This is a genomic window from Methylobacterium sp. WL120 (genome assembly GCF_008039465.1).
Lineage (GTDB): Bacteria > Pseudomonadota > Alphaproteobacteria > Rhizobiales > Beijerinckiaceae > Methylobacterium > Methylobacterium cerastii.
The window spans coordinates 1-17747 of record NZ_VRUT01000103.1; the positions used below are offsets into that span (position 1 = coordinate 1).

19 protein-coding genes and 2 pseudogenes are annotated in these 17747 nt (G+C 62.7%); 6 read left to right on the forward strand and 15 right to left on the reverse strand.

Going from position 1 to position 17747, the window contains the following annotated elements; all coding sequences use genetic code 11:
* Nucleotides 1-140 (reverse strand): annotated as a pseudogene (locus FV229_RS18030) (IS3 family transposase); the annotation flags it as partial.
* A 50-nt stretch (nt 141-190) separates the two neighbouring features.
* On the opposite strand from FV229_RS18030, the gene FV229_RS18035 reads away from it, so the two are divergent.
* Nucleotides 191-1477 carry an LPD38 domain-containing protein gene (locus FV229_RS18035; RefSeq protein ID WP_147753285.1) on the forward strand — a complete coding sequence of 429 codons (1287 nt, stop codon included), beginning with the start codon at nt 191-193 and terminating at the stop codon, nt 1475-1477.
* A gap of 219 nt (nt 1478-1696) precedes the next feature.
* Here the strand turns inward: FV229_RS18035 and FV229_RS18040 are convergent, their stop codons facing one another.
* Together FV229_RS18040 and FV229_RS18045 are read right to left on the reverse strand one after the other, a co-directional pair.
* The gene (locus FV229_RS18040; protein WP_147753286.1) at nt 1697-1912 is read right to left on the reverse strand and encodes a hypothetical protein; all 216 of its coding nucleotides are present in this window, start codon (nt 1910-1912) and stop codon (nt 1697-1699) included.
* Between the two features lie 73 nt (nt 1913-1985).
* Complete coding sequence (locus tag FV229_RS18045) at nt 1986-2285, reverse strand: hypothetical protein (RefSeq protein WP_147753287.1); 300 nt, start codon at nt 2283-2285, stop codon at nt 1986-1988.
* Nucleotides 2286-2624: 339 nt separating this feature from the next.
* Between FV229_RS18045 and FV229_RS18050 the strand changes: the two genes are divergently transcribed.
* From FV229_RS18050 to FV229_RS18060, 3 genes are all read left to right on the forward strand, one after another.
* Nucleotides 2625-5183 (forward strand): TonB-dependent receptor, encoded by a 2559-nt coding sequence (locus tag FV229_RS18050; protein WP_147753288.1) that lies wholly within the window; start codon nt 2625-2627, stop codon nt 5181-5183.
* 50 nt (nt 5184-5233) lie between these two features.
* On the forward strand, nt 5234-6676 hold the full coding sequence (locus tag FV229_RS18055; protein ID WP_147753289.1) for a Hint domain-containing protein: 1443 nt from the start codon (nt 5234-5236) through the stop codon (nt 6674-6676).
* 266 nt (nt 6677-6942) lie between these two features.
* The gene (locus FV229_RS18060; protein ID WP_210246610.1) at nt 6943-7863 is read left to right on the forward strand and encodes a glycosyltransferase; all 921 of its coding nucleotides are present in this window, start codon (nt 6943-6945) and stop codon (nt 7861-7863) included.
* A gap of 172 nt (nt 7864-8035) precedes the next feature.
* On the opposite strand, the gene FV229_RS18065 is transcribed toward FV229_RS18060, so the two are convergent.
* A protein-coding gene (locus FV229_RS18065) for an IS3 family transposase (protein WP_147753291.1) occupies nt 8036-9387 on the reverse strand; the annotation gives its coding sequence in 2 pieces (ribosomal slippage) (nt 8036-9051 and nt 9051-9387; 1353 coding nt in all).
* A 469-nt stretch (nt 9388-9856) separates the two neighbouring features.
* Between FV229_RS18065 and FV229_RS18070 the strand changes: the two genes are divergently transcribed.
* Nucleotides 9857-10039: a hypothetical protein gene (locus tag FV229_RS18070; protein WP_147753292.1), complete on the forward strand. Its 183-nt coding sequence runs from the start codon at nt 9857-9859 to the stop codon at nt 10037-10039.
* Between the two features lie 26 nt (nt 10040-10065).
* Here the strand turns inward: FV229_RS18070 and FV229_RS18075 are convergent, their stop codons facing one another.
* The 10 genes and pseudogenes from FV229_RS18075 to FV229_RS18120 form a co-directional block, all read right to left on the reverse strand.
* On the reverse strand, nt 10066-10320 hold the full coding sequence (locus tag FV229_RS18075) for a hypothetical protein (RefSeq protein WP_147753293.1): 255 nt from the start codon (nt 10318-10320) through the stop codon (nt 10066-10068).
* 638 nt (nt 10321-10958) lie between these two features.
* Nucleotides 10959-11813: an outer membrane beta-barrel protein gene (locus FV229_RS18080; protein ID WP_147753294.1), complete on the reverse strand. Its 855-nt coding sequence runs from the start codon at nt 11811-11813 to the stop codon at nt 10959-10961.
* A gap of 27 nt (nt 11814-11840) precedes the next feature.
* On the reverse strand, nt 11841-12221 hold the full coding sequence (locus tag FV229_RS18085; RefSeq protein WP_246688242.1) for a recombinase family protein: 381 nt from the start codon (nt 12219-12221) through the stop codon (nt 11841-11843).
* 39 nt (nt 12222-12260) lie between these two features.
* The gene (locus tag FV229_RS18090) at nt 12261-12842 is read right to left on the reverse strand and encodes a peroxidase-related enzyme (protein ID WP_281406727.1); all 582 of its coding nucleotides are present in this window, start codon (nt 12840-12842) and stop codon (nt 12261-12263) included.
* A 15-nt stretch (nt 12843-12857) separates the two neighbouring features.
* Nucleotides 12858-13293: pseudogene (locus FV229_RS18095) on the reverse strand (hypothetical protein).
* 696 nt (nt 13294-13989) lie between these two features.
* Nucleotides 13990-14355, reverse strand: a complete 366-nt coding sequence (locus FV229_RS18100; RefSeq protein ID WP_147753295.1) for a hypothetical protein — start codon at nt 14353-14355, stop codon at nt 13990-13992.
* Nucleotides 14356-14524: 169 nt separating this feature from the next.
* Nucleotides 14525-14980, reverse strand: coding sequence for a hypothetical protein (locus FV229_RS18105; protein WP_147753296.1), 456 nt, complete (start codon nt 14978-14980; stop codon nt 14525-14527).
* Nucleotides 14981-15060: 80 nt separating this feature from the next.
* Nucleotides 15061-15363, reverse strand: coding sequence for a hypothetical protein (locus FV229_RS18110; protein WP_147753297.1), 303 nt, complete (start codon nt 15361-15363; stop codon nt 15061-15063).
* Between the two features lie 92 nt (nt 15364-15455).
* Nucleotides 15456-15809 (reverse strand): hypothetical protein, encoded by a 354-nt coding sequence (locus FV229_RS18115; RefSeq protein ID WP_147753298.1) that lies wholly within the window; start codon nt 15807-15809, stop codon nt 15456-15458.
* The gene (locus FV229_RS18120) at nt 15806-16069 is read right to left on the reverse strand and encodes a hypothetical protein (protein WP_147753299.1); all 264 of its coding nucleotides are present in this window, start codon (nt 16067-16069) and stop codon (nt 15806-15808) included. Before FV229_RS18120 ends, FV229_RS18115 begins: the two co-directional genes overlap by 4 nt.
* A 723-nt stretch (nt 16070-16792) precedes the next feature.
* Here FV229_RS18120 and FV229_RS18130 point away from each other — a divergent pair.
* Complete coding sequence (locus tag FV229_RS18130) at nt 16793-17002, forward strand: cold-shock protein (protein WP_147753300.1); 210 nt, start codon at nt 16793-16795, stop codon at nt 17000-17002.
* Between the two features lie 84 nt (nt 17003-17086).
* On the opposite strand, the gene FV229_RS18135 is transcribed toward FV229_RS18130, so the two are convergent.
* Nucleotides 17087-17575, reverse strand: a complete 489-nt coding sequence (locus tag FV229_RS18135) for a hypothetical protein (RefSeq protein WP_246688243.1) — start codon at nt 17573-17575, stop codon at nt 17087-17089.
* Nucleotides 17576-17747: the final 172 nt, after the last annotated feature.

The following is a 17747-nucleotide window of genomic DNA, read 5'->3' on the forward strand; positions in this document are numbered from 1 at the left end:
TCACGCCGCCACCGGTAGTACGTCACCGAACTCACACCGAGCGCGCGGATTGCATCGGCCACGCTCTGGCCCTGTGAGATCAGCACGTCCGCCTGACGGAGCTTCGCGACGATCTCCTCGGGCTTCGGGTGTTTTGCCATCTCGTCCGTCCTCCAGGCTCAAAAGCCATACCAAAGGGCGGACCACTTCAATGGGGGCTGACCACAATTTCGAGGTGCCGAAGCCCTACGAGTGGAAGGCCTACATCAACGCCGTCGAGGCGCTGACCGAGTACCTGTCCGGCAAGGGCTCCGGAAGCGATGCCTTCCGCCGCTTCCGCGATGCGTTCCAAGATGCGCTGACCCCGCCGAACCCCTTCACCATGGGTCCGGTGACCGACATCCCGCAGGCGGTGCGCTCCAACTTCGATTCCTTCCGCAAGCGGCCGATCGTGCCGGAGCGCCTGGCGAAGAACTCGCCGGGGATGCAGTACGACGAGCGCACCACCGCGGCGGCCAAGATCTGGTCGGGGTTCTGGAACCGGACCTTCGACGCCATCGGCATGGGCGACACGCCCGAGCGCACCCGCAACGAGCTGTCCCAGGTTCTGTTCTCGCCCATGATGGCGGACTACGTCGCGAAATCGATGCTCGGCGGAGCCTACGCCGACGTGAAGGGCGCCGTGCTCGATCCGATGCGCGGCAAGCCCTTCGACCCGGCCACGTCGCCGATCTCGCGGGCCTTCATCGGCCGCTCCATGGCCTACGGGCAGGCGCGCATGGATGCGAGCGAGAACATCTCCAAGCACGGCGGGCAGCTCGCGGCGGCGCTGACCGACTACACCCGGCTGGTGAAGGAGCGCCCCGAGGACGCGCAGGCGCAGTTCCGCGCGCTGGCGGCCGACCAGCAGGACTACGTGGCCGTGATGGCGCCCGATCGGAGGGACCAGGGCGCCGGCGTGAAGGGCATCCATCCGATGAACCGGCTAGTCGCCCTGTCGAAGGCGCTGCTGCCAGTCTCGCAGATGGTCGAGAACGGCGCTGTCTCTTCCGTCGACGGCAAGGAGCGCGGCAAGTTCACGATCAGCGATGGCGTCCAGCGTCAGCGGATCGGGGACACCTTGAACCGCATCCACGAGATGGAGTCGCGCAACGCCCTGATCCTGTCGGGCGATCCCGCGTGGCAGGGCGCGACCTACAAGACCGAGGAGGTGGCTGCCCTCTACGACAAGCTCAGCCACCTCGACGAGCGCGTCTACAAGGAGCTGGCCAACCGCTACGCGAGCGAGCGCGTGGTCAAGTTCTCGAAGCTCTATGATCCCGAGACGGGCGGCGGTGTCTGGGCGGATGCGCGGGCTAAGCTACGCGAGCGCGGGGCCAAGGCGTCGCTGGCCTCGCTCCTGAGCCGGGCGGCCGGCGGCGGCTACGAGCTGCATGGGCAGCGCATCAAGAGGGTGGTGCCGCGGGGCGCGCCGCAATTCGTGGACGCCGACGAATAGGCCACCCGATTGAGGTCACCGAGTGCTCGTGATCCCGTTCGCGGCGCTGCTTTGGGGCGGCCGGGGCAATGTCATCGCGGCTGCCGGCGTGGCGCTGCTCAAGATGGTCGGGGGGAGGGGAGATGCGACTGCACCGGCGAGGCCGCACCTACTGTCGAAGGCGGTGCTTCTCTGCCGGCGCTCGGCTTCGCAGCCGGAACCGGATGCCGTCCGCTTTGATCACGCCTCGCCATCGGCATGGTCCTGTAAGGCGATGCGGCCAGCGTCGGTGATCGCCCATTCCCTCGAACCGGCAGTTGAAATGGCCCCGGTCAACTCGGCCAAGCCCATTTTCCCTAATTGCAGGATGTCCCGGAACGTCTCGGCGTAGAGACGCGGGCCACGCGACAGCAGCACAAGCCGGTAGTGCAAACTCGGCCGCAGCTTACCCTTCATGATGTCTGAGCCTCAATACTTGGATTACAACGCAATACTCAAGATCGTAAAAAACATCAAGATCATTAGCAATTCAGTTTATAACGATAATAACAGCGTACTCTTTCTTTAATTCTGTGATAGATACTTCTATCCTATCGCTGTTTTCAAGCTTGAGACATAAAACAGGCATCATCCAAAGCTGATATAAGTGAGATATATTACCCCAAACTTTCCCTATTGCTGAAACAGAATCTATATTTTGAACAACATCTATCTCATATTTAATATTAGTAGGCTTTTTACCTGAGACTAAAATCAGTCCGTCTCCCGTTATGGTCCTTGGTAGCCTGTTACGCTTGGAAAGCGTGAGGATCAAAGGGCGTCTTGTCATCCAATCAATCCTCCAAAATTTTGGCCTTTAGATGCGGGCAGTAGATGCCAATCTGTGAGCGCCGCGGTGATCCGAACGATCACCCGCAGACATTAGCAAGTAAATCAATTGCCAAAACATCCCAGGCCCTATTGCCGGATTAGCCCATTAGCCTCCAGATATCTGGTAATCATGTTGCTCATGCGCAACTCGAACGCTAAACCTTGCAGCGCCCCATACAAACTTTGGTGTTTGGGGCCGAGACATGTTGCCCCAAGCTTTTGAGCAATGAATAAGTTCGACGCAAGGTTTGGCTTAGCGAAGCCGCCGCAACAAAAAACGATGTGCATTGGGTCGAGGATGATAATGGGGACGTTTCGAAACAGCCTTCTCGTATCGGTTGCGCTGTTACCCGGAACAGCTTGGGCACAGAGTTCGGTGACGCTGTCGGAGATCAGCGTCGTGTCGACGACGCCGGTCGGCGGCTCGGGCTCGGGCTCCACGCGGGCCGCCCCGCCGCTCGGCGCGACCCCGATCGTGTCGCCGAGCGCGGCGCCTGTCTCGTCCGCCGGATCGCCGCGCCTGCGCGGCGGCGAGCAGCCGCTCTACAAGATCCCGAGCACGGTGGAGACCGTCACGGCCGCCGACCTCGACATCGATCGCGGCACCTTCAACGCGGTGGCGACGCTGGCGCGGCGCACGCCCGGCCTCAACCTGTCGGACTCGCAGGGCAACTCGAACCGCACCGACGTGAACTACCGCGGCTTCCAGGCCTCCCCCGTGCAGGGCGTGCCGCAGGGGCTCGCCGTCTACCAGAACGGCGTGCGCATCAACGAGGCCTTCGGCGACACCGTCCAGTTCGACCTGATCCCGCCGACGGCGATCCAGCGCATCGACATCGTCACCGGCAACCCGGTGTTCGGCCTCAATGCCCTCGGCGGCGCGGTCAACATCCAGATGAAGAACGGCTTCACCTGGCAGGGCACCGAGGTCACCGCGCTCGGCGGCTCCGACGGCCGCATCGCCGGCGGCCTCGAATACGGCAAGGTGATCGGGCCGTGGAGCTTCTACTTCAACGGCGACGGCCTCAACGACCGCGGCTGGCGCTACGAGAGCCCGTCGACGATCGGCCGCCTCTACACCGACCTCGGCTACCGCACCCTCGATTCCGAGTTCCACCTGATCGGCGGATTTGCGCGGACCTTCTTCGGCGCGGCGGCTGCGACCCCGGTCGACTTCACCCACGTCGACCCGCGGGCGATCTTCACCTACCCGCAGACCACGACCACCGAGATGGGCACGATGCAGCTGACCGGCCGCGTCGACATCTCGCCGACCTGGGATCTCGCCGGAAACGCCTACTTCCGCCGCTTCAGCAACACCTACGTCGACGGCAACGACGGCAACTTCGAGAACTGCAGCCGCCAATCGAGCAACCGTGGCTTCCTCTGTTTCGAGGATGACGGCTTCGCGCCGGCCGCTGGCCAGTCGCAGCTCGCCTTCCGCAACCAGTTCACGATCCTCGGGGCGAACAACCAGCGGATCCCGTTCACCACGGGCGTCCCCTACGGCACCCTCGACGTGACCAAGACTGAGGCCACCGGCTACGGTGGCTCGCTGCAGGCGGCCAACCGCGACAAGGTCTTTGGCTTCGGCAACAGCTTCGTCGTCGGCGGCAGCATCGACGTGGCCGACTTCAGCTTCAAGTCATCGAGCACACTCGGTGCGATCAACCCGGACCTGCGCGTCACCACCGATCCGAACAACCCGTATTACGGCACCATCCCCGGGCTCGGCACCACGCAGCTGCGCACCGCCGCCGCGCTCGGCATCGCGCCCTCGAACGTCATCGGCTCGAACCTCTACATGGGCCTCTACGCCACCGACACGTTCGATCTGACCGACAGGCTGTCGCTCACCGCAGGCGCGCGCCTGAACTTCGCCCGCCTGACGACAACCGACCAGACCGGCTTCTCGCCGGACGTCAACGGGACCTACTACTACAACAAGATCAACCCGTTGGCGGGACTGACCTACCGCTTCACCCCCGGCCTGTCGCTCTACGGCGGCTACTCGGAGTCGAACCGCGCACCGACGCCGCTGGAAGTCGCCTGCTCCAACCCGGACCGGCCCTGCCTCCTGCCGAACTCGCTCGTCGCCGACCCGCCGCTGAAGCAGGTCACCGGCCAGACCTACGAGGTCGGCGTCCGCGGCCAGATCCCGAATTTCTATGACGGCGGCCTCGTGACCTACAAGGTCGGCGCCTTCCGCACGGACCTCGCCAACGACATCATCCAGCTCGCGACGCCGGGCAACGCGGCGCGGGGCTACTTCGTCAACGTGCCGGCGACCCAGCGCCAGGGCATCGAGGTCGCGGGCGAGTACACCCGCGGCGACCTCTCGGTCTACGCCAACTACGCGCTGATCGACGCCACCTTCCAGTTCAACGGCACCCTGTCCTCGCCCAACAACCCGCTGGCCGACGACGGCGCGATCGCCGTCCGCCGCGGCAACCAGGTGCCGCTGATCCCCAACCACCAGTTCAAGGTCGGCTTCGACTACCTCGTCCTACCGGGCTGGCGCTTCGGCATGAACCTCCAGGCCTTCTCCTCCGCCTACTATCGCGGCGACGAGTCGAACCTGAACCCGAAGCTGCCGGCCTACCTCGTGCTCGGCCTCAACACGACGTACCAAGTCACGCCGAACCTTCAGCTTTTCGGTCTGATCACCAACCTGACCAACAACCGCTACGCCAACTTCGGCACCTTCGCCGAGCGCGGCCCGATCGCCGGCAACCTGACCATCAACGATCCGCGCACGACGACGCTGGCGCAGCCGCTCTCGATCTACGGCGGCATCCGCTACGCCTTCGGCGCCGACCCGGTGCCGATGCCGGAGCCGCTGATCCGCAAGTACTGATAGCGTCAACAATATCCAAATAAATTTACCTAACCCGAGGGAGCATTACGATGGCTACCACCTTCAATAACACTGTGTACCAGGCTGGTTTCGCCGGCACAGACGATGGCGCTCCAAGCGCGAGCTTCCAAATCGATGACGCTTCACGAAATCCTCTCACTGTGAACGGAACGGTGGCTCAAGCAGGTGATCCCATTACGGTCACCGGTATCCTGCCAGGTGCCACGACATCTTCAACAACGACATTCTATGCGACGCAGTTCGACAATCCGTCTATGATCCAGTTTACAGATACGCAGAGCGGAGCGAACGGCTCCTCGACGCGCCTCGTCCTCTCGAACTCGCAGGTGTTCGGGTCGGGTACGGGCAACAGGACCCGTTTCACGTCCGATGGGGATACATCGCTCAACAGCTACGCCGCTCCTGTCTGCTTCGCCACTGGTACGTTGATCCGTACGTCTCTGGGTGATGTCGCGGTCGAGGATCTGTCTGTTGGCGATCTTGCGATAACCTCCTCCGGCGCCTCCCGTCCGATCCGCTGGATCGGGAGCCGTACAATCAACTGCGAGCGCTACTCACAGCCGTCCGATGTCATGCCTGTGCGCATCCGCGCAGGGGCGTTCGGCACGAATAAGCCGGTCCGCGATCTCGTCGTCTCTCCCGGCCATTCGATTTGCCTCGACGTACTCGGTGAAGTGCTGATACCCGCATCGGTGCTGGTGAATGGCTCAACCATCGTCCAGGAGGACGTTGACAGCGTCACCTACTGGCACGTCGAACTCGATAGCCATGATCTTTTGATCGCCGAGGGACAGGCCGCCGAGAGCTATCTCGAAATGGGCAATCGCGGTTTCTTCGCTCGAAGCACAGACGACGCGACAGTGACGGACCTTGCCGCTAAGCCTGATGGCGACGCCGGTACGCGCACCCATGCAGATTTCTGCCGGCCGTTCCACGACAGCGGAGCCCTCGTCGCCTTCGCACGCCAGCGCATTGAAGCCCGCGCCGTGAAACAAGGATGGCAGCTGGCCGGTACTGATGCATGGGCCGATGTCTACCTTGTCGCCGACGGTGTGCGGATCAAGCCAGAAGTAAGCGGCTTGGTAGCGCGCTTCGTTGCCCCAGCCGGCTCACAAGACATTTGGCTGCACTCGCCAACATCGACCCCAAGCAAGCTTGGCATGGGTGCTGATATCCGTCGGCTCGGCCTACGCCTCAGCGAACTGCGCTTGGATGACAGCTGGGATGCTCGTGAAGTTGCACTCGACGATCCGCTGCTGTGTGTCGGTTTCCACGCTGTCGAGAGCGACGGAACCACAATCCGGCGTTGGACAGCCGACAAAGCGCGGCTACCGGCCGCCCTTTGGTCGGATGACTATCGCACCTTGGTCATACGTCTCGATCCGGTGAATGCTGCCCTGCCTCGATGGGTCATGTCAGCAGACATCGCAGGCGATGCGTTGCTAGTCGAACAGAACCGTAGCGCAGCTTGAAGCAGAGTCGCCTTACCATGGTCGATTTACGAGGTGGCGCAGCGCGCGCCACCTCGCCTCGCGTGCTGTACTGGCGTGAGACGACGGACGCACAGCCGTTCGAGACCGGCATCCAACGTGTCACCCGTCAACTCGCGGACGGATTAGTCCGGCACGGCGTCGATCTTGTCCCTGTGGGGTGGGATGCTGGGCGTCGTTTGCTGCGCCTACCGACGCCACTTCAAGGCGAGTTAGCCGCGGACTGGCTACTGTTACCTGAAATACCAATGTCACTTTTGAGCGAAGGGCTCGATCCAATCCAACTCGCCCGCGCGTACGGCCTGCGGTCGGCAGCAATTGTACACGATCTCATTCCCGTTCGGCTGTCTCACCTCTACGATGCTAGCGCGCAGGCGTTGTACGGGCGGTATTTCCGCATGTTCGCCAACACTGATCTGATATTTGCCACAACGGATTTGGTCGCGGGTCATCTGCGTACGCATCTGAAAACCGTGGGGCTGACAGTTCCGCCCATCGTGGTCGTGCCACTACCCGGCCAGTTTGCCCACACATCGCGTGTGCAAGAGGCGTCGGTGAAGCGGCGCCCGGATGATCCGTTGCGGCTGTTGACCGTTGCAACCTGGGAGCCGCGCAAGAACTTGTCTCGTCTGTTGCGTGGGGTACACTTAGCGCAGGACCGAGGCGGGCTTCAAATCCATCTGACGCTCGTGGGCCGTCGCGACAGCTATCCCGAGCATGATGCCGAGATTGAAGCAATCCTGACGACCATTCCGGGCGCAACCGCTCGCGACCGAGCCGATGATCGCGAACTCGCAGAGTTGTATAAGGCGAGCCATGCCAGTGTGTATCCGTCCTGCGACGAGGGGTTCGGTATGCCGGTGCTGGAGAGCCTATGGCTGGGACGCCCGTGCGTGTGCCACGCAGGCTCAGCAATGGCCGAGGTGGCACCAGGCGGTGGCACGATGATGATCAACATGGCCGACGATGCCGCGATCGCCACAGCACTTACACGACTGGCGGCAGAGCCAAGCCTGATCGACCAACTGACAAACGACGCACTGGCGCGCCCGCTGCGCACTTGGGACAACTATGCTGCAGACGTAGCTAGCCGCCTCCAGCTGGCTTCGGAGCCGCAGACGCCTTCGCAACGTGGCCCGGCCGGACGGTATCAAGAAGCTGTCCGATAAGGCCAAGAGCGTCCGCCTGGTCGTCGTGGATGCCTGCGGGGAAGCTGGTGAGGTGCACCGGGCTGGTACGCCAAGCGTTGGCATAGCCAGCTCGCAGCTGTCCGTCGTCAGATGATTTGGGACATTCAGCGGTGTTCAGGAGCGGAGGCTCTGGTCCATCTGGGGTAAGAGGTTAGGCAGCCTGCGCGTGGTGGCGCAAGCGGCGATCCATCAGGGTCTGGCGCTTGATGCGTTCCCGCTCGGCCAGGATCCCTTCGCCGCGTCCGAAGTAGACGTCGGCGGGCGTGAGGTTGCTCAGGCTCTCATGGGCTCGGGCATGGTTGTAGTGTTCGACGAAGGCCGCCACCCGCGCTTCGAGTTCGCCGGGCAAGTAGGCGTGTTCGAGCAGGATGCGGTTCTTGAGCGTCTGGTGCCAACGCTCGATCTTGCCCTGCGTTTGCGGATGGCATGGCGCACCGCGGGTGTGGGTCATGCCCCGAATGCCGAGCCAGTCAGCCAGGTCGCTGGCGACGTAGCTCGGCCCGTTGTCGGAGAGCAGGCGTGGCCGCGGCATCACCCGCGCCTGATCGAGCCCAGCGGCCCCCAGCGCCAGGTCGAGCGTGGCGGTGACGTCGCTGGCCTGCATCGTCGTGCACAGCTTCCACGCCACGATGTAGCGTGAGAAGTCGTCCAGGACCGTCGACAGGTAGTACCAGCCCCAGCCAACGACCTTCAGGTAGGTGAAGTCCGTCTGCCAAAGCTGGTTGGGCGCGGTGGTCTTATCGCGGAACTCGTCGGCGGCCTTGATGACGATATAGGCTGGGCTTGTGATCAGGTCCTGCGATTTGAGTAACCGGTAGACGGTCGCTTCCGAGACGAAGTAGCGACGCTCGTCTGTGAAGCGCACCGCCAGCTCACGCGGGCTGAGTTCAGGCTGCTCCAAAGCCAGGGCAACGATCTGCTCGCGGATCTCTGCAGGTAGACGGTTCCAGACCCGGCTCGGCTGCGAAGGATGGTCCTTCAACGCCTCGGGGCCGCCGCGCTGGTAGGCATCGTACCACCGGTAGAACGTCGAGCGGGTGATGCCGAGCTTGTCCAGGGTGGCACGCACCGGCAGGTGGGATTGCTCGACGAGCCGGATGATCTCCAGCTTCTCGGGGGCCGGGTACCTCATGCCTCGTCGCCCCCAGCCCCGCTCATGCTTTTTTTAAGCAGACGGTTCTCCAGCACGAGATCAGCCACGACCTCCTTCAGCGCCCCCGTCTCGCGGCGCAGATCCCGCACCTCGTCCGTCGTTGCCGCGCGCGCCGTGTCGCCAGACAGGCGCTTCTTGCCCGCCTCTAGGAACTCCTTGGACCAGCCGTAGTACATCGAGGCGGCGATCCCCTCGCGCCGGCACAGCTCGGCGATGCTGTCCTCGCCGCGCAAGCCTTCCAGCACCACACGGATCTTCTCCTCGGACGAGAACTGTCGACGTGTGGCCCGGCGGATGTCCTTGATCACCGCTTCTGCCGGCTTCTTGGCCGGTCCGGATGTCTGCTTCATCTTCGCTCCTCAGGGGCTACGATGAACCAGCCATCCTCCGTTCGTGAAGACCCTCAATCTGTCCCACAGGTGCTGACGTCGGACACCTGCCGCCGAGAGCGGCGGGAATCACGTAGAGCATTCGCTGCCCTTCTCCGCGATTAGCCGCAGCCAACATTTGGCTGACATCGTGGCTCCTAACGCTGTCGCGAAGGCGTAGGGCGACTGGGTTACCGCTGCGGTGGACAACGCCGTGATGCTCCATCGATAGGAGCCGGGCTGTTGGCCGCTTGGGAACACCGAGATCACATGGTCGCGTTTCGTAGCATTTGACATGCTTGGGGCATGCCACGCAGGTGTGCGCCAACTAAGGCCAGGTCACCCCCATCGGATTTCAAACTGCCCCGGCCTGGCCTGATCACTCGCCATCTCGACGCGACGGTCTCCCGCTCGATGTTGTCGGGAAAGCCACGCCTCGCTACAGCGCGCCATGGACAAGCTCGAAGCCCTCCTGAACCGTCTCAAGACCCGCCAGCGCGACCTCATCATGGAAGCCGCTCAGTACGACACGAGGCCAGCGGACAGTACGCTGAAGCGGATCGCAGAGCTTGAGAACGCGATCGCGGCAGTGGAGGTGGTGGCTGACGAGGAACGGGGCCAGCGGCACCGGTAAACATCGGTATTAGGGAGCAAGCTTACCTAGGCGGCGGGCGCGTAATCCGCCTCTTCCTCGACGTACGGGCCAGCTTCTTCCGTGAGCACAAGTCCATTAGCGGCGGCAAAGCTCTCTGCAATCGCACGGATTTTAGCACGCGCCTGCCGATCAATCTCGACGCTCTCCTGACCATTGAGCGAGATGGAAACAGACCCCGTAAGGCGTCCATCGTCGGTGATCAGTGCGAAGTTGAACCTGCCGGAGCGGCTGCGCCGGAAGACGTAGTGACGCTTTGGCACTATCAGACCCCGTCAATGAGCGGGGTGATAGGTAGCACCTTGTGGTAGTCTCTGTTCTATACTATGTTAGGTTATATCTCTAATCTAATATATGTGAAGCAACATTGCTGTGGCGATGTTCTCAGCTTAGCGGCTTTATGCGACCTGCCGTGCGCTTAGGCATGTAGACCACGGCGGCGTCGAGACGTGCGGGCGGTTCTTATCAAGCTCGCGCCTCGCCCGTGTCGACGTTCTCGTGGGTGGCTACGTCTGCGCCAGAGGTGCAGATCAATCTCTTGTCACATATGTGCGCAGCGAACGCGCTACGCTGCCAATAAATGGAGCAGCAGTAGGCAGCTTATCAAATAAGGCCACGGCGGTGAGCGCTGAACTATTTGTGAAGGCTGGTAAGAGCTATATGATACCTATTGCGCCTGATCCGGTTTCGGATAATATAGAGCTGGTTCTATTCCATCTAAGCTAAAGCAACTTAAGCGCGCCCTGCAAAGGCGCGCTTTTTTGTCCTCGATTGACGCTTTGGCGTAGAAGCTTCGTAAAACGACAAACGCCCCAGGAGACTTGCTCCTGAGGCGTTGCTTGACCTAGCGGCCAGTTTGATCGGGCTGGGGATGCTTAGGCCAAGACGATGGCCGAAGGTCCTAGTACGAGCCGAACTTGTAGTTCAGGCCGGCGCGGACGACGGCGAACTCGGTGTCGTTGCGGCGAGCCACGTAGCCCGGAGCGAAGAACACGGCGCCAGCAGCGTTGGTTGCGTAAGCGCCATTCAGACGGTTGTTCTGATCGAGGTTCACATACAGGCCTTCCACCTTCAGCGTCACGGCCGAGGAGCGGAAGAAGTTCAGGAACGAGTCGGTCGGCAGGGCGTATTCGACACCACCACCAACGGTCCAGCCGGTACGGAAATCGTCGCGGCTGCTGTTCGGAAGGCCGAACTCGCGACCACCGCCAGCGCCGTAGGCGAAGCCGCCGGTGCCGTAGAACAGGGCCTTGTCAAAGGCGTAGCCGAGGCGACCGCGCACGGTGCCGAAGAAGTCGAGGCTGGAGACGCCGTTCGGGCTGAACGCCTGAACGCCAGGCGCAAGAGCGAAGCCCGGGGTCACGAGGTAGCGGTTCCGGTTGCGGCCGAAGTCGACGTACTGAGCGTCGGCTTCGATGCCGATCACGACACCCGAGCCCGGAGTGAACTGGTAGTTGTAGCCGACCTGGCCACCGCCGGTGAAGCCGTCGGTCGAGTCCGTGCCACCGAAGGCGATCTGGGTCGGGACGGCGGCCGCGACGGCCGTGCCCGGAGCGACGTTGACGACCGTCGCAGCGTTGCTGCGGCTTGAGGCGTCGAAGCCGTAGCCCGCGTTCACACCGAAGTAGAAGCCAGTCCAGGTGAACACCGGCACCGGCGTGAACACCGGCGGCGGAGCGCGACGCGGCAGGTCAGCGGCGGAAGCGGCAGCAGTGAGTGCCGTAAAGGCGGCGAGTGTCGTGAGAAGCTTCTTCATGGCCTGAACCCCTTCAGATTGCCCGATCTAGCCTGAGGATAGCTCCATCGAGTTCCGGATGATGTATCTTGCCTGCCACACTTGTGACCGGATTGCGGCGACGGCAGCGATGTGGTTCGTGCCGCATTTGCTGCCGCCAGATCCGCCCTGAGCCGTCAGGCGGCCCCGGGTTGAGCGGGCGAGGCGATCGAGGCGGGTGACGATGAGCACGTCGCCCTCGGCCAGGCGGTCGATCGAGCGCCTCAAGGCACCGCGATCGGACGCGACCCGCTGGCGGTCTCTTGGAACACCTTGGAGCAACCCTCTACCGTCAACCGCTCGACCTACGCGGCAAGGCTGTGGTGGTCGGTCGAGACGCGTGCGTAGCCGTAGATCATGCCTCAGTCGTGCACAGGGACCGTGCACCATCTGCTTCGGGTGGCCTCCGGAGCCTGGCTTTGCGTCCTGTTACGAGCGACCCAGCATGTAGAACTGCGGATTGGGCCGAAGGCTGGTGAAGTTGGCCAACCGGTTGGACATGCCGAAGAACGCGGAGATGGCGGCCATGTCCCAGATGTCGTCGTCACTGAAGCCGTGCTCACACAATGCTACGCTGTCGGCCTCGCAGACCAGATGCCCATGCTGCGAGACCTTCAAGGCGAACTCGATCATCGCCGTCTGGCGCAGGGTGATGTCCGCCTTACGGAAGTTTCCCGCCACCTGATCGGCCAACAGAGGGTTCTTGGCTCGTACGCGTAGGATCGCGCCGTGAGCTACCACGCAATACTGGCACTGATTGGCAGCGGATGTGGCAACGACGATCATCTCGCGCTCGGCCTTGGTCAACCCGCCGTCCTTTTCCATCAGGGCGTCGTGGTAGGCCATGAATGCCCTAAACTCGGCAGGGCGGTAGGCCAGCATCAGGAACACGTTGGGTACGAAGCCAGACTTTTCTTGCACCGCCAGGATACGTGCCCGGATATCCTCGGGCATGTCCTCGATCGACGGCACAGGGTAGCGACTGACTGCTGCGTGTTCGTTATCCGCCACCGTGTTCCTCCTGGATTACGGGCGTGGGTCGGGGCTGTGAAACAGATCGCCGAGCGCGCGGCACAGGAACAGCGTTCGCCACCGCCGGCGACGGTGCTCGGGTCGGTCGTGTATCATGTGGCAGCGCTGGCTAGAACACCGCGAGGTTGGCGCCAGCGTTGTTGGCGGTGTCGTGGTCTTTGTGCGCGGCGGCTAACACCACGTGGGTGGTGCGCAGGCCGCGCGTCAGCTCGGCGAGCGCCGGCAGCTTGGCGAGGCTCCTGCCCTTTCCGTCGCGCCATGCGCCGATCTCGGCGTCCCACCAACGCCCGTCGCCAAGGTGATAGATCATGCGCCCGTGCGGTCGTCCGCAGCCTTCGCAGGCTCCGCCGGCCCGTCTGAAGCGAATCTCGGCCGATAGCTGCGGCCAGTCTATCAGGTAGAAGTAGCTGTGCTCACGCCGGATCGGCACTCGGCAGTCCTCGTGGCGGGACTAGCCATTAGAACGCCTCGCGAGGTCGTTTTGGCAAACCTTGTGCATACCAGGCAGGGCCACGGTCAGTGGCCAGCAGATCCGCCCGATCCGCTGTAGTGGTCCTGCAAAGTCCCCTCATGCAGGACCACCTTATCAATTCCCTAATTCGAGCAGGCCATAAGCCGGCGCTGGCGGTTCCTGTTCCCCGCATCACCGACCTTCACACGACCGCCTATCGCAAATCTTCGTCGATCTCGGCAGGAGCCGGAGTGGCCTTGGCATGGACATGGGTTGCTGCTCGGGCGCGTGGGTGCGCCGCTCCCGTGAAGCAGCCAGCGCAAATCGAGGCTGTGGCGCGCCGCTCAGCGGCTAGGATGCGGCTTTGGAAGGCGTCGTCTCCAACTTGCGCCTTGGTGGCTTCGCTCTCGATCCTCTGTTCGGATGGGCTCACCCGATCCGTTGCTCCTAGCTGAGCTACATTAGCTGCTGAGGCCGACGTAGCGACGAGGACGAGACAGAGGGTCAGGCGGCGCATTGCGGTCTCCAAATCAGCTCGGCGAGCCAGCACCTTGCCGCAGGCCAAATTACGGCGCCTTAGGCGTATCCTTGACCAAGCGGCAGCGCTCACGTCGGGGCTCGACACGGCGCCGTTGGCTGACGCAAGGAGCAACTGACGGGTTGACACCACGAGCCTCAAATCCCCCTTTCGAGGGACCATTTTTCCGACCCAACAGTTTGGCCGCCTGTTACCGCCCACTTGCCGGCAGTGACCTTATCGTCGATGACCTGAAAGCTTGCCACACCGCCGGACCCTGGCGCGCCAGTCGCTTGAAAGATGACGGATAAGACAGCTCCGGTCAGGATGCCGGTTCCGACCTGTCGCCCAGATCCAATCTGCCAGATCACGCTGTAGGTGTCGCCGGTCTTTTTGATCATTGCTTCCCCTTTATAGAGTTGGGTTTGCCCTGGGTTCTGACCTTCAACCTTGTATCGGCCCTCAATGGCATGCGCTGGTATCGCAAAAGAAGCAAGTGTCGCCAAAGTATAAATGATCTTCATTGGGGCTCTTTCTGTCGGTCTGCTCAACATCTTGTAGCAGCCTGACGCTTGCCTCGCGAGCCAAACCTACGACAGCCGTCCGGTCTGTCGAACAACTGCCTGCGGCTACTGCATGGTTCGACCGGGTCTAAACTCCGCACGGATTCCCGGAAAGGCACTGTCGACGGCGTTAGCTACACAACTGCTCGTTCAGTCGGCCCCGATCCGCTACCTCCTGCTGCTCGATCGCGCTCTTCGTGAGCAGGAACGCGAGGCGGCGGCCGACGTCCACCGCTTCAGCCGTGATCAGGGGGGCGTCCGCGTCGCCGGCATGGGTGATCTTCTCGCCATACTTTTTTGGAGCGCACTTCGCCATAGCCCACTGCAGGGTCGAGATCTGCAGCCGTCGGTGCTGCCAGTCCTTCGTCTCGTCGTTGGAGATGTCGATGATCTGCTCCAGGAAGGCGTCGGGCCGAACCTGCATCGCCTCGGTGTAGCTCTGGCGGAACTCTGCGTTGTCGCGGACCCAGCGGCGGACGGTCTCACGGCTCGGCATGCTCTCGCCTTGGCAGATTCGTCTCAGCGACTCGCCGTCGGCGATCCGTTCGACGATCAGGGCGGCGGTCGTGGCGCTGTAGGCGGTCATGGACGGCACAGGGTTATGGATGTGGTTCCAGGATACCGTGCCGTCGGCCGCGTGGCCAGTATCGCGCGCGCGAGGAACTGTCAGACGATTGATGGCCCCGGTGGATCGTCGGACTGTGTGTGTCCATCGATCATGTCGCGGAGGGCTTCGTACTCACTCTGGGCTGCGGCAGACGGCCGAGCGGACAGCTGGTCGCGCTGCACGATACCGGCTGTAGCAAGGGACGCTACCCATTCATGAGCTTCCGAGCGTCTGTCGGCCGTCGGATCGAGCAAGCGCGCCTCCCTGGTCTCGTCGATCGTTCGGACCACAAGGTCGGCAATGCCAGTCAGTTCTTCGCTGCCAATCAGGTTGTAGGCGGCTGTGGGAAGGACCTTGAGCAAGGCAAGGTGCACTCGCGCGACGTCGTACGACCTCGGAGGGTAGGTCGGCTCGGTCCGTCCTCCGCCTCCCGAACGTCGGTCGTTCAGTTCAATCACCTTACCCATGCGACACACCCCTCAGTTTCGCAGAAAGCAGTCGTCATCTCGCCGACCCTGATCCAGTCGAGCTTAACGCCGCATAGCGGGCAGGGCAGGGTGCCTTCGTCGCCCGGTGCATCGGCGACGAGCGCCCGCGCCTGGCTGACCGACCTCGGTTCGCTCCGTCGCGCCTGCAGAGGCTCCAGGAGTGTCGTTCTGGCGACGAGGTCGAGCAGGGCGGCCCTCGCTGCGTCGCGTTCTTCCTCGGCCAGCCCCGGCTCTGTCTTGATCCGAGCGGCGACGGCGAGCGCCATGGTAGTCACGAGGTCGGCACCGAGGCGGTAGGCGGTATGCTCGCGGTGATTCATAGCTTTGTCTCCATGAGTGCGGCCCATGCCGCGGTGATCGTCGCTCGGCGCTCAGCCGCGCGCTCGGGCCTCGCCACGCAGACCGTATCCAGCGCCTCTCGCATCGCCGCAGCGCCGCCGGCCTTGCCCAGGTTTTCACCGTGTCGACGAAGCGTAGCCGTTGCCGCCGTGGTGGTGACCTCGCCTGCCTCGATCGCTGCAAGCAGTTTGCCGAGTGCGTCCGTGATCCGCTCCTCAATGCTGGGCTGGAACCGCCGCATCACGCGTCGCAGTGCGGGCTCAAGCCGGGGCATAAAAACTTCCGCCTTTGAGGATAAAATCGCCTGCGGCCGAAGGCTTCCCGCAGTTGCCAAACCCCACCGAAAACCCCCACGAAATCGCCAGTTACGGCCTATCGAACTGGCAACCGATGTCATTGTTTTCGTTATAGTTTTTACCGAGACGCAATTTCTTTTAATCTGTAGGTCTTGGGTTCGAACCCCAACGCGCTCACCAACTCTCCCTTTTTGCCAACAAGCTAGGCCTGTATATAAATTCGATGCTGCCCCGTTTTAGGCCGGGGCTGCACCGGGGACGCACGGTACAATCGGGTGATGTCGACCTTTTTTTCAATCGTCAGGTCGACTGTTTGACCATCAGACGTGCGTTCGTAGCGGTTTATCGCCCCGGCCTTTGCGCCCCGTCGGCGTGGACACCATGCGTCGCATCCTGCCGCTCCTGATCAGCCTGGCCGTGCTCCCGGCGCTTGGACGCTCTGCGGGCGATCCGAGCGGGGACGTGCTCTGGCCGGCCCTCAAGACCTGAGTGCTCGCCAAGACCATCGCCAACCGGACCTTCCCCTGCCTCGACGTGGATCTCGGCGACGCCGACCGCCCTCCGGCCCCGCCTTAGCGGGCGACTTTGTGCGGAACGTCGCGTCGGGATCATTCGTTTGGCGTGTGAGTGCGCCGCTTTGGTGCGCCCAAGACGTCTAGGAATTGTCTATGAGCATCGGTACCGTGAAGTGGTTCAACGAGACCAAGGGTTACGGCTTCATCCAGCCGGATGACGGCGGCAAGGACGTGTTCGTCCACATCTCGGCGGTCGAGCGCGCCGGCATGCGCAACCTGATCGAGGGCCAGAAGCTCTCCTACGAGGAAGAGACCGACAAGCGCAGCGGCAAGCTGTCCGCCGGCAATCTGCAGTCGGCCTGAGGCGGTGCCGTCTCCTTCGGGAGATGGTCAGATCACCTGAAAAGCCTGCTTTCGGCAGAGGAAGCGCCCCGACGGTACCGGACTTTAAGTGCGGTCGCCGGGGCGCATGAGGGTCGCCTCTTGGTTGGACACCTTCCACACCGGGAACGACCCCTCACGGACGAACATGGCGAACGCTTCGGTCGCTTCCGCGCTGCCCAGGGCACCCTCTCCATCCACGGCGCGGCCGACGACGCAGGCCCCGTCGAGGACATCCGCGCAAGGCGCACGGCTCTCGATCGCGAAGACCACCCCTGATCGATCGGGTCTCAGTTCATCCGGGAGCGCGCCGATCTTGCGCCAGAGGCAGTACCATCGCACGCACACCTCGGGGCGATCCCGATAGATCCCGCACGCCGTGCCGGTGCTATGCCGACACAGGACGCCAGCGGGTTTAGCCAGAACCTCGATCGCAAGAACTTGGCAGCAAGCCGTGCACTGTCCGCACGATCGGCCTGGCACGAGGGCACCTGCGTTCGGCTTGGTCGGAAGGCGCTTCGGGTTCAAATCGTTCCGGGCCGCGATGCGGTGCATGAATGGTCATCGATCGGATCGAGGATCACGTCAGCCAGCTTCTAGTACTACTGTGTCATAAATCTTTGTTGGCAGCAGGGACATCGTTGCAGGGTTCGCGCGAGTGTTTGTGCCAGCTTCAGGCGCAAGGTCGCGATGGAGTCAGGCACGTGTCGCTCGGGCCGGATCGGGG